At 38.5% G+C, this 26,844-nt stretch carries 20 protein-coding genes and 1 pseudogene; 3 read left to right on the top strand and 18 right to left on the bottom strand.

Annotated elements, in window-relative coordinates; genetic code table 11:
* Window positions 1–8: 8 nt before the first annotated feature.
* From B1B04_RS04315 to B1B04_RS04250, 13 genes are all read right to left on the bottom strand, one after another.
* The gene (locus B1B04_RS04315) at window positions 9–980 is read right to left on the bottom strand and encodes a P1 family peptidase (protein WP_079560094.1); all 972 of its coding nucleotides are present in this window, start codon (window positions 978–980) and stop codon (window positions 9–11) included.
* Between the two features lie 37 nt (window positions 981–1,017).
* Window positions 1,018–1,995: an ABC transporter ATP-binding protein gene (locus B1B04_RS04310; RefSeq protein ID WP_079560093.1), complete on the bottom strand. Its 978-nt coding sequence runs from the start codon at window positions 1,993–1,995 to the stop codon at window positions 1,018–1,020.
* Window positions 1,970–2,998: an ABC transporter ATP-binding protein gene (locus B1B04_RS04305; RefSeq protein WP_079560092.1), complete on the bottom strand. Its 1,029-nt coding sequence runs from the start codon at window positions 2,996–2,998 to the stop codon at window positions 1,970–1,972. Before B1B04_RS04305 ends, B1B04_RS04310 begins: the two co-directional genes overlap by 26 nt.
* 25 nt (window positions 2,999–3,023) lie before the next feature.
* Window positions 3,024–4,478, bottom strand: coding sequence for an aldehyde dehydrogenase family protein (locus B1B04_RS04300; RefSeq protein ID WP_079560091.1), 1,455 nt, complete (start codon window positions 4,476–4,478; stop codon window positions 3,024–3,026).
* An 11-nt stretch (window positions 4,479–4,489) separates the two neighbouring features.
* Entirely contained in the window at window positions 4,490–5,236 is a 747-nt protein-coding gene (locus B1B04_RS04295) for an SDR family NAD(P)-dependent oxidoreductase (protein ID WP_079560090.1), read from the bottom strand.
* Between the two features lies 1 nt (window position 5,237).
* Window positions 5,238–6,326 carry a tartrate dehydrogenase gene (locus B1B04_RS04290; RefSeq protein WP_079560089.1) on the bottom strand — a complete coding sequence of 363 codons (1,089 nt, stop codon included), beginning with the start codon at window positions 6,324–6,326 and terminating at the stop codon, window positions 5,238–5,240.
* Window positions 6,323–7,555 carry a M20 family metallopeptidase gene (locus tag B1B04_RS04285; protein ID WP_079560088.1) on the bottom strand — a complete coding sequence of 411 codons (1,233 nt, stop codon included), beginning with the start codon at window positions 7,553–7,555 and terminating at the stop codon, window positions 6,323–6,325. Before B1B04_RS04285 ends, B1B04_RS04290 begins: the two co-directional genes overlap by 4 nt.
* Window positions 7,556–8,903: 1,348 nt before the next feature.
* The gene (locus B1B04_RS04275; protein ID WP_139376940.1) at window positions 8,904–9,626 is read right to left on the bottom strand and encodes a hypothetical protein; all 723 of its coding nucleotides are present in this window, start codon (window positions 9,624–9,626) and stop codon (window positions 8,904–8,906) included.
* 637 nt (window positions 9,627–10,263) lie between these two features.
* The gene (locus B1B04_RS04270; RefSeq protein ID WP_079560086.1) at window positions 10,264–11,388 is read right to left on the bottom strand and encodes a conserved virulence factor C family protein; all 1,125 of its coding nucleotides are present in this window, start codon (window positions 11,386–11,388) and stop codon (window positions 10,264–10,266) included.
* Window positions 11,389–11,400: 12 nt separating this feature from the next.
* Window positions 11,401–13,287, bottom strand: a complete 1,887-nt coding sequence (locus tag B1B04_RS04265) for an ABC-F family ATP-binding cassette domain-containing protein (RefSeq protein WP_079560085.1) — start codon at window positions 13,285–13,287, stop codon at window positions 11,401–11,403.
* 241 nt (window positions 13,288–13,528) lie between these two features.
* Window positions 13,529–14,950 carry an anion permease gene (locus B1B04_RS04260; protein ID WP_079560084.1) on the bottom strand — a complete coding sequence of 474 codons (1,422 nt, stop codon included), beginning with the start codon at window positions 14,948–14,950 and terminating at the stop codon, window positions 13,529–13,531.
* Between the two features lie 942 nt (window positions 14,951–15,892).
* Window positions 15,893–17,440 (bottom strand): esterase/lipase family protein, encoded by a 1,548-nt coding sequence (locus tag B1B04_RS04255; protein WP_079560359.1) that lies wholly within the window; start codon window positions 17,438–17,440, stop codon window positions 15,893–15,895.
* 823 nt (window positions 17,441–18,263) lie between these two features.
* A complete protein-coding gene (locus B1B04_RS04250) occupies window positions 18,264–18,878 on the bottom strand; it encodes an HD domain-containing protein (protein WP_079560083.1) in 615 nt (204 codons plus the stop codon).
* Window positions 18,879–20,154: 1,276 nt separating this feature from the next.
* Here B1B04_RS04250 and B1B04_RS26040 point away from each other — a divergent pair.
* A pseudogene (locus B1B04_RS26040) lies at window positions 20,155–20,361 on the top strand (hypothetical protein).
* A 77-nt stretch (window positions 20,362–20,438) separates the two neighbouring features.
* Here B1B04_RS26040 and B1B04_RS04240 read toward each other — a convergent pair.
* Window positions 20,439–22,118 (bottom strand): formate--tetrahydrofolate ligase, encoded by a 1,680-nt coding sequence (locus B1B04_RS04240; RefSeq protein WP_079560082.1) that lies wholly within the window; start codon window positions 22,116–22,118, stop codon window positions 20,439–20,441.
* Between the two features lie 212 nt (window positions 22,119–22,330).
* On the opposite strand from B1B04_RS04240, the gene B1B04_RS04235 reads away from it, so the two are divergent.
* Window positions 22,331–22,531 carry a cold-shock protein gene (locus tag B1B04_RS04235; protein ID WP_079560081.1) on the top strand — a complete coding sequence of 67 codons (201 nt, stop codon included), beginning with the start codon at window positions 22,331–22,333 and terminating at the stop codon, window positions 22,529–22,531.
* Window positions 22,532–22,607: 76 nt separating this feature from the next.
* Here the strand turns inward: B1B04_RS04235 and B1B04_RS04230 are convergent, their stop codons facing one another.
* Window positions 22,608–23,393: a VOC family protein gene (locus B1B04_RS04230; protein WP_079560080.1), complete on the bottom strand. Its 786-nt coding sequence runs from the start codon at window positions 23,391–23,393 to the stop codon at window positions 22,608–22,610.
* 173 nt (window positions 23,394–23,566) lie between these two features.
* On the opposite strand from B1B04_RS04230, the gene B1B04_RS04225 reads away from it, so the two are divergent.
* Complete coding sequence (locus B1B04_RS04225; protein ID WP_079560079.1) at window positions 23,567–24,055, top strand: flavin reductase family protein; 489 nt, start codon at window positions 23,567–23,569, stop codon at window positions 24,053–24,055.
* Between the two features lie 223 nt (window positions 24,056–24,278).
* Here the strand turns inward: B1B04_RS04225 and B1B04_RS04220 are convergent, their stop codons facing one another.
* The 3 genes from B1B04_RS04220 to B1B04_RS04210 all read right to left on the bottom strand — a co-directional run bounded on the left by B1B04_RS04220 (window position 24,279) and on the right by B1B04_RS04210 (window position 26,757).
* Window positions 24,279–24,434: a YezD family protein gene (locus B1B04_RS04220; protein ID WP_079560078.1), complete on the bottom strand. Its 156-nt coding sequence runs from the start codon at window positions 24,432–24,434 to the stop codon at window positions 24,279–24,281.
* Between the two features lie 359 nt (window positions 24,435–24,793).
* Complete coding sequence (locus B1B04_RS04215) at window positions 24,794–25,459, bottom strand: phosphopantothenoylcysteine decarboxylase domain-containing protein (protein ID WP_079560077.1); 666 nt, start codon at window positions 25,457–25,459, stop codon at window positions 24,794–24,796.
* Between the two features lie 422 nt (window positions 25,460–25,881).
* Window positions 25,882–26,757 (bottom strand): LysR family transcriptional regulator, encoded by an 876-nt coding sequence (locus tag B1B04_RS04210; RefSeq protein ID WP_079560076.1) that lies wholly within the window; start codon window positions 26,755–26,757, stop codon window positions 25,882–25,884.
* Window positions 26,758–26,844 lie beyond the last annotated feature (87 nt).

Here is a 26,844-nt window from a genome sequence, read left to right as displayed (position 1 = left end):
CCTATTCTCTATGTGCTCATTATTTGAATGCTTTTATAGCTTTCTACTTCAACTAATTTATCAGCAGCTTTAATGCCAGTAATGATCGCTTCTTCCATGACTCTTGTAGCCATATGGCCCAAATAATCCACCGGAAATCTTTTATCCCCTGTACCAAGCACGAAAATTGTATCTCCATCCAGCATTGTGTGTACTGGATAAATTGTCCGTGCAAGAGCATTTTGTGTAAGCTGGGCTATTTTTTTCGCCTCTGCTTTTGTCAGCTTGGCATTCACTGCAACGACACCGATTGTCGTATTCGTACCAGACAATGCTTCCGATTGCACATGCTCCTCTAAATACGTACAGCAATCCATCCATTCCCCTGTTTTCGGATCCCTTGCTCCTGCTAGCGTTTCTCTTGTAGTAGGATCTTTCACATCTCCAACAGCATTGACAGCAACAATGGCACCCACTACAACATCCTCTTTGCCAGCTATAGAGGCGCTGCCTAGTCCCCCTTTCATACAATATTGAGGACCCGCCAATTTTCCTACAGTCGCACCATAACCAACCCCTGTATTCCCATTTGCAAATGGACCAACAACCGCACTTTTAGCGGCTTCATAGCCCATTGGAGCAGTAGGTCTTGTCTTTGGATCACCGATAAATAAATCGAACAGCACCGCACTAGGAACAATTGGAATTGTAGCAACACCTGCCTGTACGCCAACACCCCGCTCCTCTAGAAATTGCATGACTCCTGTCGCAGCATCCAATCCATATGCGCTTCCTCCAGATAGGCAAATCCCATGCACATGCTCAATTTCGTTAATAGGATCAAGTGCATCAGTTTCTCGAGTGCCCGGCGCTGAGCCTCTTACATCGACACCGCACACCGCACCACTTTCCACTAAAATCGCTGTACAGCCTGTAATTCCTTCACTATTTTCTGCATGCCCTACTTTAACTCCAGGCACATCTGTAATATTTCCAAACATCATACACACCTCACTTCGCAAAGACTGATTTTTCAGTCTATTTATCATATAAAAAGCAAGCTACCCGTTGATGGTTATTTTCTTCCTGAAGCTCTGGCCGTTCCTGATGACATCTGTCCATCACATAGGGACAACGTGTATGAAACACACAGCCTACAGGAGGGTTCATCGGGCTTGGCAATTCACCCTGTAACGGTATTTCTTGTTTCGGCTCATCAAAATTGATCACTGGAATGGCGGATAGCAACGCCTGCGTATATGGGTGCAGAGGATTTGCATATAATTCTTTCTTCGCGCCAATTTCCACTACCCTCCCCAAATACAACACAGCTACTCGATCGCTAATATGTTTTACAACACTTAAATCATGGGAAATAAATAAATAGGTCAAATGAAATTCATCCTGTAAATCCATCATTAAATTCAATACCTGTGACTGCACCGAAACATCTAATGCAGATACAGGTTCGTCTGCAATAATGAACTCTGGATGAATAGCAAGAGCCCGCGCAATACCGATTCGTTGTCTTTGGCCCCCGGAAAATTCATGCGGGAACTTTTGCATAGCATCCTCTGGTAAACCTACCTTGTGTAAAAGCTCCTTTACACGTTCTTTGCGCTGCTCTTTCGTTAATGTAAATTGCAGCTTCATCGGCTCTTCGATAATGGCACCTATTCGCATACGAGGATTTAGTGATGCAAACGGATCCTGAAAAATCATTTGCATTTGATTTCGATAAGTTTGTAGTTTACTTCCCTTTAACTGCTGAATAGGCTGTCCTTTATATATAATTTCTCCGTCCGTCGGTTCAACGAGTTTTAAAATAGTTCGTCCAAACGTCGATTTTCCGGAGCCGGATTCTCCTACGATCCCAAGCGTCTCACCTCGGAAAATTTCTAGAGAAATGTCATCGACTGCTTTAATGACCTTTTTCTCTTCCTTCATCGACTTACGTTTTACAGTAAAGTACGCTTTTAAATGTTTTATTTCAAGCAAGGCTTCTTTCTTCGTCATGATCATGCGCCCCTTTCTCTGAAAATAAATGACAGCGTACTTTATGCTCGTCTTGAATATGGATTGCCTCAGGTTGCACGTCACGGCATTGTGCCATCACAAATGGACAGCGTGATGCAAAACGGCAGCCTTCTGGTAACGCATAAGCTGGTGGAACAGTTCCTGGAATTGACGGCAATCGTTTAACATCTGTCTCTAGATTAGGCATTGTTTTCAAAAGAGCCGTTGTATATGGATGCTTTGGATTCATAAAAAGCTCTCGCACTGGCGCTTCTTCTACAATCTGTCCGGCATACATAACTAGAACGCGATCTGCCGTTTCTGCTACAACGCTCATATCATGTGTAATAAATAATATAGCCGATTGATGTTCTTCCTTCATCTTCATCATAAGCTTTAAAATTTGAGCCTGTACTGTTACATCAAGTGCCGTTGTTGGCTCATCAGCAATTAACAGTTGAGGATTATTGGACATTGCAATCGCAATCATGACACGTTGGCGCATACCACCTGATAATTGGTGTGGATATTCGGCAATCACCTTCTCTGCATTAGCAATACCCACTTCTTTTAAAAGCTGCAGAGATTTGTCCCGCGCTTCCTTTTTTGATATCCTTTGATGTCTACGAATGCCTTCTATCATTTGATTACCGATTGTAAAGACAGGATCTAATGATGTCATCGGCTCTTGAAAAATCATACTAACTTCATTGCCTCTTATATTGCTCATCTCTTTATTTTTAAAGTCTAAGAGATTTTTACCATTAAGTTTAATGGTACCAGCTGTAATTTCTCCTGGTGGAATAGGCAGTAATCGCATAATTGATAACGATGTAATACTTTTACCGCTTCCAGACTCACCTACAAGCGCAACCGTTTCTCCCTTACGAATCGTAAAGCTCACATCATCGACCACTTTTGCCTGCTTACCATTTTTTAAATGGAATTTTATTTTTAAATGTTTTACCTCTAAGAGCACCTGATTTTCTTTTGGCTGATCCATATGCATCCCTCCATCTCACATTTCATTACATTTGATTAGGTGGTGCATAGCGTATTGCAATATTTTTCATTTGCGTATAATTTCTCAACGCGACAAAACCTTTTTCTCGTCCAATGCCACTCTTTTTATAGCCACCAAACGGCATTTGAATTCCGCCTGCTGCTCCATAGTTATTAACAAACACTTGTCCAGCTTTTACACGACTTGCAACATAATGTGCAGTATCCAAATCCTTCGACCAAACGCCTGCAACTAATCCGTAATCTGTACTATTCGCCAAGGTAATTGCTTCATCAACCGTCGTAAACGTAAAGACTGTTAACACCGGTCCGAAAATTTCCTCCTGCGCGAGTGGATCGTTAGCTTCTACTCCAGCTAGTATTGTTGGCTCAATATAATAGCCCTGTTCATAGCCTTTAATCGTCAGAGTTTCACCACCAGTAACTACGTAGCCATCCTCTTTCGCCTTTTGCAGTAGTGTTGAAATCTTCATATATTGTCGTTCATTTAGAAGTGGGCCCATATCAGCGTCTGCTTCACCAGGACCAACTTTTAATGCCTGAAATTTTTGTACTAATTGTGCCATGAATTTTTCTTTGGCACGCTCTTCAATTAGGAGTCTGGCTCCTGCCGAGCATGTTTGTCCGGCATTCTGAATAATGGCACGTACAACTCCTTCAAGCGCTTGCTCCATGTTGGCATCTGAAAAAACAATATTTGGAGACTTTCCACCAAGCTCTAATGTTACAGGGACAACATTCTCAGCCGCTGACTTCATCACCTCAATGCCTGTTGGAACAGAGCCTGTAAACGTAATATGATTGATATCAGGATGGGAAGTTAAATACGGTCCAACATCACGACCTAAACCTGTAATATGCTGAAAGATACCTTTTGGCACTTTATCCGCAAACCATTCCGTTATAGCGTGTGTAGTTAATGGCGTATCCTCCGCACTTTTAACAATTACAGCATTGCCAGTAGCAATTGCTGCTGCTACACTTCTTGCCGTAATTTGAATAGGATAATTCCACGGCACGATATGTACGGTAATACCTACAGGCTCTAACACTACCGCATTTAAAATGCCGTCTTCAATGGGAATCGTATCCCCCATTACTTTATCAGCAGCTCCACCATAAAACTCAAAATAGCGGGCTGCCGCTTCAATATCGGCCCTTGCTTGAGTTAACGGCTTTCCAACATCACGACATTCTAACAAACTCCATTCCTCTGCATGCAGACGTATATAGCGGGCAAGTTCAATAAGTAGCTGCCCACGTTCATAAGCCTTTATTTGCCACCACTCTTCCCTTTCAAATGCTACACGCGCAGCGCGTACAGCCTCGTCAACATGGATTTTATTCGCATTCGTAATTTGGGCAATGACTTCACCAGTAGAAGGGTTCATGACATCCAATAATGCTTCTATATCACCATGTATCCACTCACCATTTATCAACATTGGAATTCTCTTCACGCGTATCCCTCCTATAATCCACGACCACCGTCTACATGTAATGTCGTTCCTGTAACCATGCTTGCTGCATCAGAAAGTAAATAACTTACTGCTCCAGCAATGTCTGATGGATTCACTAATCGTCCAAGTGGGACCGATTGAACAAAGACACTCTGCTTAGTTTGCTCGACGTCCGCTCCTTGTGCCGTAAATTGAGAAAGCATCTGCGTATCGGCTGGCCCTGGGTGAATCGTATTCACACGTATTTGGAACGGAGCTAGCTCAATAGCCAAACCACGTGTAAAACTCTCCGCCGCCCCTTTAGATGCAATATAAGATTGTAAACCTGGGCGTGGTCGTACTGCAGAAATGGAAGCGATTGTGACAATTGAGCCCTTTAGCCGCTCCTTCATATAAGGAACGACTGCCTTTGTTGTAATAAATAAGCTTTTAACATTGACATCCATTAAGCGGTTCCACTCGGCCATCGTTACTTGCTCAATCGGTTTTGCTGCCTGCGCTATACCAAGTGCATTGACAAGTCCATCAATCCGTCCATACTCGTCAAAAATTTGTTTGAATACTTCGTTCACACGCTCCTCTTGCAAGACATTGACCTCAAAGCATCGCAAGGTATCGTGCGCTAAATCGCTTAGAGAAGCTACTGATAAATCAAGCCCTACAGCAATATTGCCCTTTGCAAGCTGTTCTTGAATAATGGCTTTTCCCATACCACCACCAGCACCTGTAACGATGATGACCTTTTGCTCTACTGTCATGCTATACACCCCTTGCTGCTAAATTCATTTTGATAATCTTCTGACAAATCGCATCACCCATTTGTGCGGTTGTCGCCTGTCCACCAATATCTGCGGTTTTTACAGCCCCTTCTCGAAGTACCGTCTCAATCGCACTTACAATTAGCATTTCTAAATCGGATCTCCCGATATGTCCAAGTAACAAAGCAAGTGACCAAATTTGTGCAATTGGGTTTGCTATGCCCTTTCCTGCAATATTTGGTGCTGACCCATGCACAGGCTCAAACATAGAGGGGAATTCCTTTTCTGGATTTAAATTAGCTGACGGTGACAGCCCAAGACCACCAACGATGGCTGATCCTAAATCTGATAAAATGTCTCCGAATAAATTGGAGGCCACAACTACCTGAAAATCTTGCGGTCGTTCCACGAAATAAGCTACTAAAGCGTCGATATAGATAGATTCTAACTCTAGTGCTGGTGAGCTTTGTGCAACAATTCTTCTAGCATGCTCATCCCAAAACTTCATTGAATGAATAATAGCATTCGATTTTGTCGCGCTCGTAATTTTTGTTTTGCCATTTTTATAGGCATAATCACACGCGGCTTGGACAATTTTTTCAATCCCGATACGTGTCATAATCGTATTTTGAATCGTCATTTCCTGTGGCTGACGATGATAAATTCGCCCACCACTATCGGAATATTCCCCCTCTGCATTTTCACGGAAGATTACAAAATCAATATCCCTTCCATTAGCAAGTGGTGAGGCTATGCCAGGTAGTGATTTGATCGGACGAAAATTAACATATTGCTGAAAGCTTTTTCGTATCGGCATAATTAATTCCCATACTGTCACGTCATCAGGAACACGAGCATCTCCAATAGCCCCGAATAATATCGCATCAAATTCTTTTAATTTGTCTAATGCGTTACTTGGCATCATTCGACCGTGCTTGAGATAATAATCTGAGCTCCAAGGAAAAATAGTTGTGTCTATTTGTAAAGTAGAATCATGTTCCTGAAGAGTATTTAGTACCTTTAATGCTTCCTCCATAACTTCCTTCCCAATACCATCCCCTGGAATAACTGCAATTTTTGTGTGAGTCAATGTGCATCACCTACTAAAAACTTTAATGCTGCTAAACGGTAAATGGCTGTAGTTTCTGCTAATTCTTCGATATCGACATATTCGTCAATTTGGTGGGGCATATCACGATCACCCGCTCCAACGGTAACGATCGGTACCCCATGCACATGTAGGAATGTTCCATCTGTAGCCCCTGGGACACCGTTATATTTCGGCTCTTTTTCCGTTACCTCAGCGACTGCCTCATAAATGGCTTGTACAACAGGCTCCTCCTTCGCTGTTGCTGTTGCAGGGCGATTATCAAGCACTGTTAACTCAACTTTAAAATCCGGATCATCTGCTTGCAGGCGTTTAATAATCGCCTCAATTTTACCGAGAAGCTCATCGTGATCCTGTGCAGGAACTGTACGGATATCAAGTGTCGTCATACAATGATCAGGAATGACATTAATTTGCGCATCTCCTATTACAGGCGCGCGTAAAATCGTTGGTGTAATAGATGGCCAATTAAGCATCGGATCACGTCCTAAACGTGCCTGCTCTTCTTTTTCCAATTTTTCAAGCTCTACGATAAAACGTGCCATGCGCCAGTTCGGATTAATGCCACTCCAAGAAATCGCACCGTGCGCCATTTTACCGAAAACATCCACTTTCAAGCGTATTGCCCCACGCTGTGCGATACAAACGTTGTTTTCCTCTGGCTCACATATAATTGCTCCATCTACATCATCTGCCCAGCCATTTTTTATAAAATGTTTAATACCAAGCATTAGCCCTTCTTCATCACATGGAATACATAAAATAATCTTGCCTGTAAATTCCTCCTGATCCAGTAACAACGACTGACAAGCTGTAATCATACACGCAAGATTTCCTTTTGTATCATTTGTGCCTCGGCCATACATTCGGCCATCAATAATTTCTGCGCCGAACGGGTCGTACGTCCACGCTTTACGATTCCCTTCCGTCACGACATCTGTGTGTCCTTCAAAGAGGAGTGTTTTTCCTGGCTTACCCGAATCAATAATACCAATGACATTCGGTCGACCTGGCACAACCTCCTCAACATGTGTTTCAATCCCTATATCACGTAAATATTGAGCGACATAATTTGCGACCTCTTGTTCATTGCCATTTGGGTCATCTTCCCGGTAAACACTTTCTATACGTACTAGCTTTTGTGTAAGCTCAATAACTGCTCCGCGGTCACGTATATAAGATTCCGTTGTCTTTAAACTAGTTACTGTCATTCATAAGCCCTCCTTTTATAGAAAATTCTAGAGATCAATTATGCCTCGGCATAATTGCGTCCAGAATCGGCTTTGTGCAAGCACAAAGAACTCCTTTCCGATTCCGTGACATCCGCCGGAGGCTTAGACCAACAAACCAACCGTTTTCTGCGAAAGCGCAGTGCTAACGTAGCGTCATCAACAACATGATGTTGGTCACTCAGTCGTGTGTTGCTGTTGTTGTTGTCGCTCCGCTTTCGCACAGTTAAAACCGTGTTGCTGTTGCTGTTGCCTGTCGTACAGATAAATTGCCAAAGGACGTGGTGTTCTTAGACTGAGTTCTTCTATTTTAGTAGGCGTTTTGACGCCTGCTAAAAGAAGTTAAATAATTCTATCATTGTCCTATTAAATAAGTATTAGACAATTTGTTAATAATATATAGAATGCTATTAACTTTATGTTTAGTAGTGAAAAGCTAGAAAACACAAAAATAATATATATTATGTTATTTTTCGATAAAAAGAGACTTAAGGGATCATTACCCTAACGTGAGGTTGATTTCCGTTCCAGCTAGGCGCTTTGTCCAGCCAGAACGGAAATCAACAATCGCATGATATAGGTTTTATCAAAATGCCAGTGATAAAAAAATAAATAGTTAAAAAGGAACGAATTAAAGAAATAATGATGGAGAAATTTTATATAGCTTCAAGTTTTAAAAGCATTGATAAAGTAAACTTGTTAAAGGTTACTTAGCCACAGGTGGATACAAGAAAACGTATGACTGGGCACAAAATGTAATAGCTACGACATTTGAAGATTTAAGGGGAACATTAGAGGATTTAGGCTGTTTTCGAGAAGATTGTTGCTATTCAACTAAGGCTGCAAGTTAGTTCAATAAGAGAAGCGTATTTCTTATATCGCGTTTGAAAGAAAATGTTCAGTAAGGCGGGGGAATTTTGATGTGAAAAATTAATAAAGGGTCACTCTGATGGAAGTGACCCAAAATATAACTATAAGATACTATTTGAACTTATCTAATTTCTTATCTTTCATTGAAGCTACTTCTCCAAATTTCTTACAAATAGATAAAATCATTGGTGAACCCGAAAAATTTAGCTTAACGAGCCTAATTGGTTTTACATTTGCATAAGATCCGCCTAGTTCACCTTGGGCAAGCGAATCATTACCACAAGACTTACCAACTATAGTATCCCCCTCCCTTTCCACTATTTCTTACGAATAACAGGAATATGCGAAAAATCATGCTTTAACAGGCGTATCCTGTTATGAACAGGATGCGCCTTATTAATATACTTTATGTCAAACGTTATAGTGTCAGTGTAGTGAAGTTACTCTAACCTACTAGAGATTAGTTAATGGATATAGCCATTAAATCATCATTTTCTAGCCAGTGTTTACCGCCGAGAAAATCAACTAAATAAAGCGGTTTGTAGTTGTTATTAATAGTAGTATAGATTACTTCGCCCGTTATCTTTAAGGCAGCTATCATCACTTGTGATCTGATAGGATATTTAATATCGACGCATTCCTTTAGAACAAGGATGAATTGTTCCATAGAGCAAACACCCGTCTGGAAGATACGGTGATTATCATCGGTTTCAATGTGGTAAATAACTCCGCCGTCTTTTAATACATCGATTACGATTGTATGTTGGAATTGACCAACTGAACGAGTAGCAGAAAATCTACACCCGGTAACTGCTCGGTGGAATGGTTCTTCTTTATCCGGATGATATAAGCTTCTCTCTACTTGCTCCCAACCACTTTCTGTAAGGGCATTCTCAATATAACTAAAGATAGGGACGTATCGACTCGAGTTTTCTAATATGAATTGTTTTATTTCTTCAAGTTCTTGAGCGAATGAGTTGTCGAAATTAGTTTCATCGAAATCTCCCTCAGAATACGTTTTAGTCAAATCTTTCATTTGACTTCTAAACTGTTCGGGGGTGATAAGCTCTGTAATGGCCCCTTCATATTTAATTACTTCAGATGTTTGGGTATTACCTGATGGATCGAACAAGTATGGTTTGCCTAAATAAGATGTTTCTAAATATACCTTTAATAGTTTCATCTGCAAAACTCTGTTGTGTTGTATTATTGGGCTCCAAATTGCAATGATGTCATATCCAAATACTTCATTCATTGCTAAGGCAAATATATGGCTACGATTAAGACAATAATCGAATAGTGTTCTTCCTGAAGCGCCTACTCTAATTTCATTTAAAGGCAAGTCTACGAAATCGTATTTCAACTGCACTTATCTTCCCTCCTTAAAAACTATAATCTTTTTTTATTTGTCATTCGTTATTATTTATTATGCAATGTGCTCTTATAGCTTAAACTTCAAGGGTACCGATATAGAATATGCCCCTGCTCTCCTATGTTCCTGTTCTACTGTTCCACTATAAAATAACTTGTGAGATTTCAATGTATGAAACTTATGAAAAAAACATGACTGAAAGAAAATCAAAGCGAAACCCCTTGATCTTAGAAAGTAATTTTTCCATTTTATTTTCTTCTTTTGGATATAGGTCCTGTTTCATTGCCTTCAATAAGGCTAGTTGATTTGCTTTTCCTAATTCTCCGACTGCTTCATACATTTCTAGGAAGCAACAATCTAAGAAAACAGCCTAGTAAAAAAATGGAATTGAAATATAAAAAACCAGCGTCTATTTTGAATTGCTCAAATAGATGCTGGTTATTTCGTTTTATTGCTGGCGAGATTCTGTCATTTGCTTCCAAACAGAACCTTTTGCTTCCTCACCTTGTTCGATGCGGGCAATCGCCATTTTTACTTGTAGCTTCACTTCAAACTCTTTATCCTCTTCAGCAGCTTTTAATGCCGTTAACGATTTTTCCGTACCGACTTCATATAAGTACATAGCTGCACGCCAACGAACTAGTTTATTTTTATCTTGTAATGCTTGCTGCATCGCGTCTTCAAATTCCACTAAGCCGAGGTCACTCATACAATCTCCTGCAGTTCGACGTACCGCTGCGCTTTTATCCTGTAATGCCTTTTCCAAAAAAGGTACAACCGCTACATCTTCAATCATTCCTAAATAAACGGTTGCAAGTCGACGGATAGACATTTGCTCATCTTGTAATGCTAAATCTAAAAGTGGTAAATCATCTAGCTCTGGATCTGCCATTTGGTCAAGCAGTTGGAAACGTTTTTCCCATTCTGGTTGTTTAAACTGTTCAACAGAAATTTTTAGCTTAGCTGGCTTCTCAATAGTTTTCTCAGAATCATTAATCGTTGCAATAATCTCCGCTAAACGTTCCTCTGAATACGTTACATCGATTTCTTGTTTTACAGCTTCCGCAACTTCCTCTAGCTCTCCATAACGTACACCATAGTCAATCCACTTACGTTGGAAAATATAATTTTCATCAACTGCTGTCTCAATAATTTTATTGAAAGCTTCCACAAAGCGGTCACCACAGCTTACACGGTGCTCACGTTGATTATCAAACACTTTTACTTGAAGCGGTACTTGTTTATAAAACTGCACATGGACGTACACTTCACCATAAAATTCATTGGCAACTTGTTCTTTGTTTACTTCCTGTACATCTTCACCTAGCACTTGACGGATGCTTGCTAAAATACCTTCCCATGCATACTTTGCGTTACGCTCAACAGCGAAGAAATCTGCTACATGATAAACACCTTTAACACCTTCAATTGCTAGAATCGCTGCCGCTTCACCCGTTGCTTCATCTTTATTATCCTTTGTAAAATTATAGCTTTTGCCAAAAGGTAACTCTGTATCAACGACAATCTTCATAGAATTAGGGCTTGGTGTCGGTTCAATTGTAATAATCTTCATGTCTATCGCTCCTTATCCGTTTACGATTTCATCTAAATACGACCATCTTTCAATCAGATGTTCATATTGTGCATTCAGCTCATCTAGCTTCGCCGTTAATTCCTGTAGCTTTGTAAAATCAGCTCCAGCATTAGCAATACCTTCTTCTGTCTCCATAATTGCTGTCTCTGTCTTTTCTATTTCATCAGCAATAGTTTCCCATTCTTTTTGCTCTTTAAAAGATAATTTTTTCTTATCTGATTTAGTTTTTTCGGTCTTAGGTTTTTCAACTTTTGGCGCCTCTACCTTTACAGCAGCTTCCTGTTCACGCTTTTGTAAATATTCACTATAAATATCAAGCGTCTCATTAACATGCCCCAGACCATCTAAAATCCACAGCTTTTTCGCAATTCGATCTAAGAAAAAGCGATCGTGGGATATCGTTATAACGACTCCAGGGAAATGCTCAATGAAGTCCTCTAGCACACCTAATGTTTCAATATCTAAATCATTTGTAGGCTCATCTAGTAGCAATACGTTCGGTTGCTCCATTAATAATCGTAATAAATGCAGTCGTTTACGTTCTCCACCTGATAATTTACCGATAGGTGTACCGTGTGCATGAAGTGGGAATAAGAAACGCTCCAGCATTTGAGCAGCGGAATAGCGTACACCTTCTGCATCTGTAATATCATTTGATGCTTCACGGATATATTCAATCATGCGCTCATTTTCATTCATCTTTGGCAGTGTTTGTTTGAAATGTGCTAACTTCACTGTCGAACCAACAAGAATTTCACCAACATCAGGTGTTAGCTCTCCTGCTAGCATGTTCAATAATGTTGATTTTCCTACACCATTCGCTCCGATAATACCAATACGATCGCCCTGCTGTAGTAAAAATGAAAAGTTATCAAGGATTTTTTGTTGGCCAAATGCCTTTGAAATATTTTCAGCCTCTAAAACTTTCCGACCGAGTCGTGTTGTTGCAAGACCAAGTTCAAGAGAGACATCCTCAGATTTACGCTCCAAGTTATCCTCTAACTGCTCGAAGCGCTGGATACGTGCCTTTTGCTTCGTAGAACGTGCTTTCGCACCACGACGAATCCATTTTAATTCTGAGCGATAGCGGTTGCGATCCTTTTGTGCAGAGGCTGCATTCATTTCCTCACGAATAGCACGAGCTTCTAAATAATCCCCATAATTCCCCGTATGGCGGTATAATGTTTGATCAGCCAGCTCGTAAATATGCGTAGACAGCTCATCTAAGAAATAACGATCATGGGTAATAAATATAACTGCTCCCTTTAATCGTAACACCATTTCCTGTAGCCACTCTGTTGACTGCACATCTAAATGGTTGGTAGGCTCGTCTAATAAATAAAGATCTGCTGGCTCGATTAAAACTTTAGCTAAAGCAACGCGCTTTTGCTGACCGCCTGACAGTGTTAATACTTCTTTATCAAACATTTCTATCCCAAGCCTCGTAAGTGCTGTCTTAGCAAGAGCATTGACATCCCATGCCTGCTCTTCATCCATACGATGTTGCAAGCTAAATAACGTTTTTTGTAAACTTTCTGAAGTCGGATTTAAGGCAAGTGCAGCAACCGTTTCTTCATATTCACGATTCAGTTTTAAAATAGGTGAATCCCCTGCAAACACTGCCTGTAACACTGTTTCGCCACTATTAAAAGTAGGCTCCTGTGGTAAATAAGCAACACGATATTTATTTGGGCGGTCAACTTCCATAGAATCCGCTTCGATTTCATTTGCTAAAATAGAAAGCAATGTGGATTTACCAGTACCATTAATACCAATTAGCCCAGCTCGCTCTCCCTCATAAATGGTAAATTCAATATTTTGAAAGAGCGTTTTATCGCCCACTGTTTTCGTTAAATTTTGTACAATTAAATGACTCATTACACTTGTCCATCTCTTTCATTTAGGTGTTGTTTAATGTCCATACTACTTTTTAATATGTAGTTTATTATTGATATCCATTTTTATCATAACACCAAATGACAGGTAAACAAAGGACAACAAACTCTTCTTACCCAACTAAAAAAACCTCCTCCATTACAAGCAAAATGAAGAAGGGTTAAAAATCTCAAAAAAATATCCGGATAGAAATATTTCTATCCGGATACAGAAGCTAATTATTTTACCAATAACCAAGAGCCTTCCACCATAATCCCCCTACTACAACAAAAATCAGGATTGTTACAACGGAAACTACAAAACCAACTGTCCACCATTTTTTTTGATCAATATAGCCTGCACCAAAGAAGACCGGTGCTGGACCAGAACCATAATGAGTAGTGGCGCCAAATAAATTACTAAATGCCGCTAATAATATAGCCGCCAACATTGCTGGTGCACCCGCTTGCAGCATAACAGATAAAAACGCTGCATACATCGCACTAATATGAGCAGTGGAACTCGCAAAGAAATAATGAGAATAGAAATAGACTAATGCTAATATAACTACAGCCCATATCCAACTATACCCGGAAACAAGTCCACCCACTTCATTACTAAACCACGGAATCAACCCTAGTTTGTTCATAAAAGATGCCATCATAAATAGCGTTGCAAACCAAATTAGTGTATCCCATGCGCCTTCTTCCTTCTTAATATCTGCCCATGTTAATACATCTAACAATAAAAGCAATGAAAGACCAATAAGAGCTGCTGTAGTAGCACTAATGCCTAAGTAGTCTCCACCAATCCATAACGACAACACAGCAACAAATACTACGATCATTCGTTTTTCAGAACTTTTCAGTGGACCAAATTCATCCAGCTTCTTTTTAGCAATAGCTGCTGCCTCTGGTGTTTCCTTGATTTCAGGCGGATAAATTTTATAAATAACATAAGGAACAACGATTAAAGCTGTTAACCCAGGGACAATCATGGCCAATGCCCAACCAAACCAAGTAATCGTTACCCCAGCTGAATCACTTGCTAGCTTTACAATTAAAGGGTTCGCTGCCATGGCTGTCATAAACATAGCAGACGTTATTAAATTCCCTTGAAAGCCTACCTTTAATAAAAATGCCCCCATCTTACGCTCTGTACCGTCTTCCGGTTTAGATCCGAAAGTATGAGATAAAGACTGGATGATTGGAAATATAACACCACCAGCACGAGCTGTGTTACTAGGAATAGCAGGTGCTAATATTAGGTCACTTGCTAATAAAGAATAAGACAGACTCAAGGTTTTTTTCCCAAAAAGACGAACAAATACATAGGCAATTCGTTCACCTAGTCCCGTTTTAATAAATCCACGAGAAATAAAGAAGGCAATAACAATAAGCCAAATCGTTGAATTGCCAAAACCGCTTAAAGTCTCTTCAATAGTTAATGTATTTGTTATGGCAATCATAGCCATAGCAATAAAGGATATCGCTCCCATTGGCAAGGGTTTCGTTATAAATCCTATAATTGTCGCAACAAAAATAGCAAATAGATGCCATGCTTTTTCATCTACTCCTGAAGGTACTGGACAAAACCAGATTGCTACGCCAACAGCAAGGGAAATGAAGAAAGGAATCCATTTGACTGCGCTTTTTGCTTCTTTCATGATGTTGATGCTCCTTTAACGGTTACCCCAATGTTTTTTAACAGGCGATTTCTCCCACGATCTAATACCCGAATAAAATATAGACAAAATCAAAATCCCCATTGTCGAAAAAGCATAAGTAATTATATATGCTTTATGCATTGGATGAAAAGAGTTTTGGCTCATTTTTCAAGAAAAAATAACACGTGATTATAAATATCTATCTTTTATGATATTTTTTTGTTTTCAAAATTTTTAACAACCTCATATTCATTGAAGTTAGCATGTGCAATTCCACTGAAAAGATACGAATAGTGTTTAAATTAGCTAATGTCGAGAATCAATCCTCTTACATTTCATACAGTAAAGAGTTAAATCATCTCACGTTCTGTCTTGCAAATACAATGTAATAATCATACAAAACTCAATTCTCCCTCTTATAATGAATCGGCAAGGAATTGATTGCAGACTCGTATCCCGTTCGAGCGGCAGAAAAAAATTGTAGTAAAAAAAACTTAACATGATTTTTAATCAAACAATTCACTTCCTTTTTGTAAGTATTTATGGTGGAGTAGCAAGACCCATTCAAAACAGCATTAATAAATATACTTTTGCTTTCTTTAAAAGTAGTAAAAGTCCACTAAACTTAGACATTCGAATATAAAGACGACTTCCCTGTATACTAAGAGATGGTGAGCGCGTGTTGAATGAGATGGATATACTTAGGTAGTGATATATTTGATTGGTATAATAAATCCTTTTGTATTCTAGTTCATTTTATAAAAGTTTTGTTACTAACAGTAAAAATACCATGCTGATTGCCAACATGGTATTTTCAAATCTTTTATATAAATAGTGACTCATTACTCTTTGATATCTTATTTAATTGTATGATTATCAATTCGAAATCCAACCGTTGCTAAAGATATGTTTCCAAGGTCTTTTGCTAATTATTGCTTATGTCTATTTTATATACTTAGAACGAACAATGGTTCTATTATATGGATTGCCTTGTAACGTTTCACCGGAAATATTTAAAGTTATATTATATACACCAGATTTTTTACTCTCTGGGAAATTCACCATAAAGTTTTGTTGATCAACCTTTTGCAATTGTAGAGAAGAAGCAATGTCTTTACCTGTTGGATCTAGTACTCGTACATCGAAAGTAAGTTTTTGTAATTGTTGATTAGCTTGCATCGTGATAATATTATTCGTTTCTAATGATACTGTAGGAATACTCACCTTTATCAAAGAGGGACCCCCGTGTTGAACTGCCAATAAATACGCATTATTCTCTGCCTGCGTGCTTAGATTTACCTTCCATTCCCCAGTCTCAGAAATAACGCCAGTAAATGTATGAGGTGCTACGCCATTTAAGAGGGAGTCTTCATCCAATGAGTTGATTGTCTGATTGGTATATTTTATTCCTGAAGGAGAGACCAACTCTATCTCATCACTAGTTAACCCTGTCCACAATTTAACATTATCGAGTGCAGTATCCACATAAAAGGAATGTGTCACATCATATGACGATTGTAACTTTCCTCCATAAATATAACGAGAAACATCCAACTCTTGAAACATATCAGATTGAGAAAAGTATTCTTTGTTTGCAATGATACGATCAGTAGAAGCAGACTGTAGATACTGTTCCAATCTAGAAAATACCGCAGATCCCATTCGAATACTGTCATGGTCAAGAGCGGTATCGGTAAATAAATGTGTTCCGTAAGATAATTTAGTGCTTGCCTCTTTGACTAATCCATCATTTGGATCGGAAAGATATAGACCACCCATCCAGAGTGCAGATAAAAATGGTCCTGTATTAGTACCAGCAATTGTATAATAGTTGTTCCTACTTACGTTGGGGTGATTATCTATTAGTGAGCGAAAGTGTTCCATTTCCCCAACTTGAAGTGAATATGTTCCATCATCATTTTCACCGAGTAATGTAGCTAGCCAACCTGCCCACCAGCTATAAGCAAGATCAGCTAACTCTGATCCATAGTGAGGTGAACCTAAAGTAAACACCCTACCAACGTACGGATGAGCATTATTAAGAACTAATGCTGCTTGGGTATCGGGCCCACCCTTGCTATGGGCAATTATATTTAATTTTTTCCCGTGAAAATGTTGACTGATTTCTTTTAACATAGAGGCTAATAATTTTCCATTATCATATTGACTGTAAGAGCCTTTACCTGCCGCATCGTATAATTGAACAAATACAGTTTGATACCCTGCTTCATAAGCTTTTGTATACATATCATTAAGACCGTGATACTCTGTATTACCATACCAACTTGTAGAGTTACCGTTTTTCCCTTGAACGAAAACAATAGGTGGTTTATTCGGATCAACATTAGGTGGAGTATCTCCTAGAAACCACTCTCCAGGTATAAAGCTTTCACCTGGTGGCTTCAATCCATAAGGTTCAATCGGGTTTGAGGCAAATACATCTGGAGTAGAAAAAAGAATAATTGTGACCATCACTAATAACGAAACCATTTTTTTCAAATTATTTTCCTCCTAACCATTATTATTGATTAAGTTCGTAAATCTGTAGAAAAGCAATTTAGATTCCATAATTCCAAAAAAACTCTCGATTACTACATCATCGTAACGGTTTCCTTTGCAAAACATAACTTGTGTAAAGTCAAGAAAAACAGGTGTTGATTAACAGACGTTAATGATAATAAATCTGTCTTCAAAGATGTATTTTCAAACAGAGACAAACTAACCCGCCATCCATCTATACTCAACATTCTACAAAAAGGAAATGATTTCCTTCTAATTTAGACAAAAAAATAGCATTATCTTATACTGCGGCGAAGCCTAACTTTGAGAAGAAGCATAATAGATTGCGTTAGCAAGTAAAATAGCATAGAGCGAAACGAATTGACACTTTGTTTTTCAAGTGACATACCAATTGCATTAATTACAATTCCAATATATCTATTTGCCTTATTGCCTTATCGAAAAATTAAACTTATCTTTTTTAAGTGATTCATAAATTACTACCTTCCAGAAAAAGTAAAAAATTACGTTGCAGTTGGTCAAAAAACATTTAATTTAGCAAGTCTTATATCAAATTACTACCATCCAAAAAATATTCCTACATTTCCTCACACATGCTTTAAAAATAATAAAAAAGAAGTGGAGTAAATCACTCTAAGTATAAAACGCACGCTTGTCGTGCCTTCATTTCACCTTCTGCTATAAATTGATGGACAAAACCAATAAAAATCCGTTGTCTATTGGAGTAGACAACGGATTTTTCATGAGACATCTATTTAATTATTAGCCCATATTTTTTTTGAAGCGTGAATAATTACTCACCCATCTCATTTTGTAATTGCTCTAAAAACTGCACCATAAATTGATGGCGTTCTTCAGCCATTTGTTTGCCCTTCTCTGTAATCATTAAATCCTTCAGCAATAAGAGCTTCTCATAAAAATGGGTAACTGAGGATGTATTTTTACTACGATACTCGTCCTCTGTCATATCCATACGCGCATTCTCTTCCTTATCGTAAAGCTTTCGACCTTTAGCTCCACCAAAAGCAAACGTACGTGCAATACCGATTGCTCCAATCGCATCTAAGCGATCTGCATCTCGTACTATTTTTGCTTCGATAGAAGTTGCTTCTAACTCATTACCACCATTAAACGATACTTGAGCGATGCAATCCCGAATATGTTGCTTTTTCTCCTCGCTAAAAGACAGCTCGGCAATTAGCTTATTTTCTTGCTCTTTGCTATCGGTATACTTTTTATCACTTACATCATGTAAGAGCACAGCGATTTTCACAACTTCTGCATCCGCTTCTGACTCTGTTTCTAAAATCGCTAACGCATTTTGATAAACCCGTTCAATATGTTGAAAATCATGACTAGCATCAAATTGTTCGTAAATTCCCCGTACTTTGTCCATTAAATTGTTCATAATCTTAGTTCAGTCCCTTCGTACATTATTATACTGTATTGCTTCGAATAGTTGGCAATTATTAAGTAACCTCGAGGCTTTAAAAAAACAGTATCGCAAGGTTATTTCAATTGACAAATTTTTCAGAATATTGTAAGGTGAATGTACAGAACATTTAACTTTGTTCTGTAGCTCACTATTTCAGTGGTGTACAGCAACTATGTTTTGACAGATTTAAAAACTTCAGCGGGCTTGCAATTGAATACTGTTGAATACTGTGTTGATGATGACGTGCGTATAGTGAAAATATCAATCATCTAAGAAAACAAATAAAAGTGAACATTTTTCCCTTAGAAATTCTTTGTTTCAACCCGCATAGCGAATGTACATGACGAGATAAGTGAACAAAAAGTTAGCTTGTTGTCACGACCTAGAAGGCTTTGACCATATGTCGCAAGCGTGTGATATTTGTATCATTAATTGACGTTACCTTCTGTAATCATACCCTTGAGTATGTGTGAACGTAACTCCTCCCATTAATAACAAATAACATAACGAATTCTTGCCAACATTTTACGAAAAGTCAAATTATCAGAGTCGTGCTAACAAAAATAGAGAAATCTTTTTTAGGCAACCATTTTTCCGAATTTCATTTAAGCCGTAAATGAAGTAATAAGTTATGAAGGAAGTAGGAACGATAGTTATGTTACGTATTACCAACCCGCTGAAGAAAAAGTAAAAGCTGCCCATCTTACTATTGTAGATGATGGCAGCTTTTATTGTTTCTTCGATTTCCATTTAAAAGACATTATCCTATCTTCCTTCTAAGATATGTTCAAAGGAATAATTTTTTCTGAACACAGGAGATTCTAAGGATATTAAGAACCTTGTTGACCTTATCGTTGTTGATCTTCATTAGTTTGGATTAGCCTTTCCTTGATTTCTTCAATACGCTCTACAGATAAACAGATAAGCCTGTGATTTTACAATCATTTTCTGATCCTGAATTATAGGACCAACTTCAAGAAGTTAAGAAAGAAGATGAACCCTTTTAGGCAATCCTTTTGTGGAAGTATATGTAAAAAGAGGGATAGGAACGAATTATCAATAAATAATAATCTGACAATGGCATTCCATGTTAAAATCCATTGTCCCATGAAAAAGAATTCTAACTATAACCCGAATCCTTTATACCACAAAGAACTACATAGCCTCTTTCATATTTTTAACCGACTATTCAAGGGGATCAGCTTACTAAAACAGGACAGCTCATATATTCTTGGTTGAGAGGGTGATTATGTTGAATAGTCTATTAGAGAACATGTATCAAATTTCAATAGCAGCCCTACTCTTATGTTCGTTTTTTCTTTTAGATTTTTTTTAAAAATTAAACGTGAAAGAACGCCTTCTTCTTTTGAATATACAATGTATATTATAATTCGAATTTCAATTTTTTCATGGTTATCCAGTTTTTCTTATTGCATATGGAGGATATTTTAAATAAAAAAAGCTGCCCTGTATAACTTATAGGAGCAGCTTTGTATGTTGTATTTATTTTTTTACGAAATCTTGCATTTTTTCTTAGAACAACCCTACTGCATGTCCTTCGTTATCTACATCCATGCGTAAGGCAGCTGGTGCTTTTGGTAAACCTGGCATTGTCATAATATCTCCTGTAAGACAAACTAAGAATCCTGCACCCAGTTTTGGAATCACTTCACGGATTGTGATAGTAAAGCCTTCTGGACGTCCTAAAAGACTTGGTTGGTCAGATAAAGAATACTGTGTTTTCGCCATACAAATCGGTAGAGAATCCCAGCCGAATTTTTCGATTTGAGCAATTTGTTTTTTCGCTTGTTCAGTAAATTGTACATCTTTCCCGCCATACACTTTTTGAACAATCGTACGAACTTTTTCTTCAACGGACTCTGTTACATCGTATAAAGGAGAGAAGTTATTTTCTTCTTCTAATACGGCTACTACTTGCTCAGCTAAGGCTAATCCACCTTTACCGCCTTCTTCCCAAACATTTGTACGAGCTATACGAACATGATTTTCTTGACACCAGTTCAGGACTGCTTCTAACTCAGCTTCTGTGTCCGTAATAAAACGATTTAAGGCGATAATCGGTTCAACGCCGAATGTACGAACCGTGTCGACATGTTTAGCTAAATTCTCGATTCCTTGTAAAAGCGCTTCAACATTTTCGCCAACTAGCGCTGTTTTTGGTACACCGCCATGCATTTTTAAGGCACGAATAGTAGCCACAATGACAACGGCACTTGGTTTAAAGCCTGCTTTACGTGCTTTAATGTTCATGAATTTTTCAGCACCTAAATCTGAACCGAAGCCAGCCTCTGTCACAACGATATCAGCTAGCTTACGAGCCGTTTGTGTCGCCATAATTGAGTTACAGCCATGTGCAATATTGGCAAATGGCCCACCGTGGATAATGGCAGGTGTTCCTTCAAGCGTTTGCACTAAGTTTGGTTTAAAGGCATCTTTTAATAATAATGTTAAAGCCCCTTCCACTTGTAGATCTCGCACGAATACTGGTTCACGCTCAAAAGTATAACCGATTACGATACTTGCTAATCGTTCACGTAAATCTTCAATGCTTGTAGCTAAACAAAAGACTGCCATAATTTCTGATGCAACAGTAATATCAAAGCCGTCCTCTCGTGGCATCCCTTGTACAGGACCACCAAGACCCACAACAACTTTACGAAGAGTGCGATCATTTAAATCCATTACACGCTTCCAAATAATACGGCGAGGGTCAATGTTTAAAGCATTTCCTTGGTGGATATGATTATCAATAAAGGCTGATAATGCGTTATTCGCCGTCGTAATAGCGTGGAGGTCGCCAGTGAAATGCAAGTTTATATCCTCCATCGGTACAACCTGTGCGTATCCACCACCTGTTGCACCACCTTTCACGCCCATTACTGGGCCAAGTGATGGCTCACGTAAAGCAACAACAACGTTTTTATTCAATTGATGAAGTGCATCAGCAAGTCCAACCGTTACAGTTGACTTCCCTTCACCTGCTGGAGTTGGACTAATGGCAGTAACTAATACTACCTTTGCGTCCTCGCCATGTGCTGTTATTTTTAGTGGGTCAATTTTTGCTTTATAGCGACCATACTGCTCAAGTGCATCCTCTGGAATACCTGCATCTTTCGCGATTTCTGTAATAGGCTTCATCACCGCTTGATTAGCGATTTCTAAATCTGATAAAGGTTGATTAGTCGTTGTCATTTGGCATCCTACTTTCTATGTTGTTAATTTCCATTATAGACTTTATTGTGAAAAAAATCATAGGAAGTTATACAAGCATTTCGACAAACAATTGACAACTTTGCTCAATTCATGTATGTTCTTAATGAAAATGCATTTTTTCACATTTTCTCAATTATTTCACGACTTAGTTGATTTTATTCTACTTTCAAGCGCATGGGAGGCGAATGCTTATGCAACAGGGAATCGTAAAGTGGTTCAATAATGAAAAAGGTTATGGCTTTATTGAATGTGATGATGGAGAAGATGTATTTGTACATTTTACGGGAATCCAAGAGGAAGGCTTCCGTACACTTGAAGAAGGTCAAAAGGTATCATTTGATGTGGTGGAAGGCAATCGAGGTCCACAGGCGTCAAATGTTGTAAAATTTTAAGTACAAAGGAGCTGTTCATTTGATGAACGGCTCCTTTTTTCAAATGCTCTTCATAGATCTTTTAAACTCTTTAACCTCAGCTATTGATCCAATAAAAAGCTCCTGGAAAAACTAGCGTTTCCTTCGTTCTATCAGTATCTTTAAGTGTAACCCCAAACGGCCCTTCATTTAATTGACCTAGCGCCATAGTAGCCGCAGTAACTTCGTCATAAAAATCTAGGCGAATATTTGGCAAGTGTAGGGAAATAAACTTTTCTTGTTGTTCAGGCTCTGGTAATTGTAATACTTCCCCCCATAGTTTCACTGTAGCTTGCACATCTTTTACATAAAATTGTACAGACTCCATCGATATGGGTTGATCGCTCTTAATGGCTCCATTTGCTTTTAATTGCGCAACACGTTCCTCGTCTGTATCAGCCCACTCAATCAAAAAAGGGAAATCAATTTCCAGCCCCGGTTTCCCAAAATGCAAGAGCTTCCATTCAACTACGGAGCCGTCTGGTCTTGTACGACTACAATCATCAGGTCCATATACTTCGAAGCCAAGTGCACGTAATCGTTGTCCCTCTTCCTTAATATTTTTTGTACGCAACGCAATTCTTGAAAAACCATAGCGCTCGTTTGTATGTTTAAACGTATAATGTAGTGAATAAGGTAATTTCACTGCATTTTCAAATAATTGACGATCATAGATGGCTATTTGCTCAATATAGTTTAATCCAAAGTAGCTTAACGTATTGAATGTCCCCCACATTGTATGTTGACCACCGTTAACTGTATGGATATTACGTTTATTTAAGAAAATCTTTGTATTCTCTGGTGATTGAACTTGATGAACTAAATGGTCAAAATATAAAGACATGACTCCCCCTCCTTTTTTCTCTATTATATACTTTACCAGTTAGTTTTGTTGGTTTAAAATAAAATTAGGAATGTTGCAATTATTTTAAATACTCAGCACCAAGATGATTATCACTCTGATGGGTCATCAGAAAAGATTTTTCATTTCCAAAAATCAATGAAGAGGTGATTAGAATGACAGACAAAGTTGCTGCTTTTAAACAAGCATTAGGTAATTATCCAACAGGCGTAACGGTAGTCACTGCTTGTAATGACGCAAATGAACCTTTTGGCTTAACTGTCAATTCCTTTGCATCCGTTTCTATAGATCCACTCCTTATTTTGTGGTCGCTCGATAAAAAATCACAGCTACATCCATATTTTACAGTAGCTCAAAAGTTTGCTGTTAATGTTTTAGCGTATAATCAAGAGCATCTATGTACACTATTTTCAAGCAAAATTCCAGATCGCTTCGCTCAGGCTAACTGGTCAACTTCTGTATTAGGTGTTCCAGTTTTGCATGATACTGCAGCCATTTTACAATGTAAAACATTTCAGCAAATCGATGCTGGAGATCATACAATATTTATCGGGCAAGTCCTAGAAATTGACAATGCACAGAAGGAGCCTTTACTGTATCATCGCAGACATATTGGTGAAATCCCAAAAAGTTTTTATGAGTAGGCTATAAGAATATACGCAAAACCAGGATGATTCGCCGTGATCATCCTGGTTTTTGAAGTTGAACTTTTTTATTATGTGGTTTTTAATACAATTTAAATGATAAGCCCCTTCAGATTAAGTAAAAAAATAGTCGGCTCCGTATACCCTAAAAAATGCCGGCTATATATGTTAAGGAAATATTCCCCGTGACTTAGAAACATCTGTTCACCTATCATCACACCTTTTACTTTTTCTGTGGAAATCTCTGCTTTTCTAATCTGTTAATTTGCACAATGACACCATCTTGAATCGTAATGTTTACTTCTCCAAACTCCAAATTTTGAATTGCCTTTGCAATTGCCTCTAGCTTTTTGTCATCTACTTTTGCCTGTTGAGTCATCCGATACACCTCTTCTTTTATTTTTTGTACAAAAGAGCAAACGCGTCAATCATAGCCCCTTATCCCTTAGGAGCTCTCCTAGGTTTGACCTATACCATTTGTTATCGTAGAAGCCTCATTTTGTGCCAAGTCTCTACCGCTCCCGATAAAAGAATTACGTTTCTTGGAAATAATTCTATAATTCAGAAAACCTATTGTCAATATAAACATTAGAAAACTTAGTTGTTTACTAAGAAATTAAGAAAAATGAGGTTTATCTATTAGTTATGCCAGTTAGTATCAACTCATTCTTCATAGTACAAAAAAACAAAAATAAAAACTGTGTAGAGTCTATTTTTCCTCTACACAGCTTTATTCATTTATAAAAGATCTATTAATGCTTCTGCTGTCTTTTGCTTGCCCATAACCTTTATCGGCTGGTCGTTAGCCGGTACAATCCAGTGAGGCTCATCGCCACCATATAAAGATTGTGAGCTGTTAGCTACCATAAACTGAGCGTTGGCTGATTCCATTCGTAGACGTGCACGGGACATTAAAAATTCCTCATCATCTGTTGCCTCAAGTTTAAAGCCCACTAATATAACTTCCGGATTCCATCCTTTTATTTGACCTAATACTTTAGGTGCCTTTTTAAAGTGGATGATAGGTGGCTCGTCAGATGGCATTTTGCCTGCCTCCTCCATTAGATTCCCAGACTGGTCATACACTTTGTCAATTAGCCAATCAGAACCGGCAGCCGCCATAATGACGATATCCACATGCTCTTCTTGAACAGCATGTCGAACTTTCTCGCCTAAATCTTCAATACCTTCAAATCGAATGGTACGCATTTTATCTTTATTCGCTGGAAGCTGTGCGAAATAACCATGCATATACAATACGTTTGCCCCAGCCGCTAGTGCCGCTTCCGCTAAATAACAGCCCATCGATCCTTTCGATAAATTCGTATGCCCACGCACACGATCCCATTTTTCAAGTGTTCCCCCACTTGTAATGAGTACGGTCTTCCCTTGTAATGTCCCCATACACTCACCTTTTTTCTAATCAATTTCACCTTGGCGATATTGTGGATGTCGCTTTGCTTTCGCTACAGATAAACAATCCGTGACATCCGCCGGAGGCTTTGGTCCAACATATGTTTTCTGTGCGAAAGCGCAGTGCTAACATATGTTGGTCACTCGATCGTCGCCACAGGACGTGGCGTCCTTAGACTGAGTTCCTCTATATCAGTAGGTGCTTGGACACCAACTGAATAAGTAATCAAAATTGCATCCATCTCACCACCTTTAGAGGTGGGAATCTTCTGTACCTGTCGCTACGCATTTGGTACAAAAAAGATCTGCTGAATGAAGTTAAATATACAAATACTATTTTAACGTAATGCTACGTTTTGCTTCAATGATGTTTTTATAGAGAAAGTTACTATCCTTTATGACTTACATACAAATCAATTCCTATTTTGCTCTTTTAACCAGGAACTTAAGATTTCCGCAAATTTTTTGGTCACTGGTGATGCATGGTGTTTCATTGCAATTCCAATTGTCCGATAGCCACCTTGTTTTAACGGTATAGCTTTTATCGAAGGCGGCAAATTATTCGTCACTAATTTCGGTAAAATACTAATTCCAAGTTGGTGAGAAATCATCGACGTGATTCCTACCTCTTCTGATAGTTCAAAACGAATATTTGGCTTCACGTGATATTGCTCTAACAGTACTTTTACATCATTTGTTCCTTTATGTGAAGTCATGATAAATGGCATGTCTTCTAGTTCCACAATATCAATTTCTGCTTTATTATAAAGCGGACTTTTATCAGAAACGATACATAGCAACGGATCTTGCTGTAGTTCTATAAACTGAAATTGCTTCGACTTTTGACCATTTAAAAATCCTGCATCCACCTCTCCACTCAATAGCCATTGTTCGATTTCATAATAATCTCCCTCACGTAATTCAACTTGTATACCAGGAAATTGATTGTCCATAATTCGAACAATTTCCGGCATCCAGTTTGACGAAATACTTGATATTACACCAATTCGCACTTTCCCTCGAGTAACACCGAGTATATGTGCTGCTTCTTGCTGTAACAGTTCCTCTGCATCGAGGACATGCCTCATTGACCTTAACATTGCATCTCCTTCACTTGTTAACGAGACACCCGTTCGACTTCGGTGAATGAGTGCAAAGCCGAAATCCTTTTCTAAACTTGATACAGCATGACTTACAGCTGATTGAGTTAATCCTAATGCCTCTGCAGCTTTTGTAAAGCTAGCTACCTCAGCCACTTTATTCAAAATCTCATATTTGACTAAGCTCATTGTCTTGTCCTCTACATACATGAATTTTTTTAATACTGATTATTATAAACATTCGTTTTACTAATCACAATACAAGAGATATAGTAA

The sequence above is a fragment of the Lysinibacillus sp. KCTC 33748 genome (genome assembly GCF_002237755.1).
Classification (GTDB): Bacteria; Bacillota; Bacilli; order Bacillales_A; family Planococcaceae; genus Lysinibacillus.
This window is presented reverse-complemented; position numbering and strand designations above follow the sequence as displayed.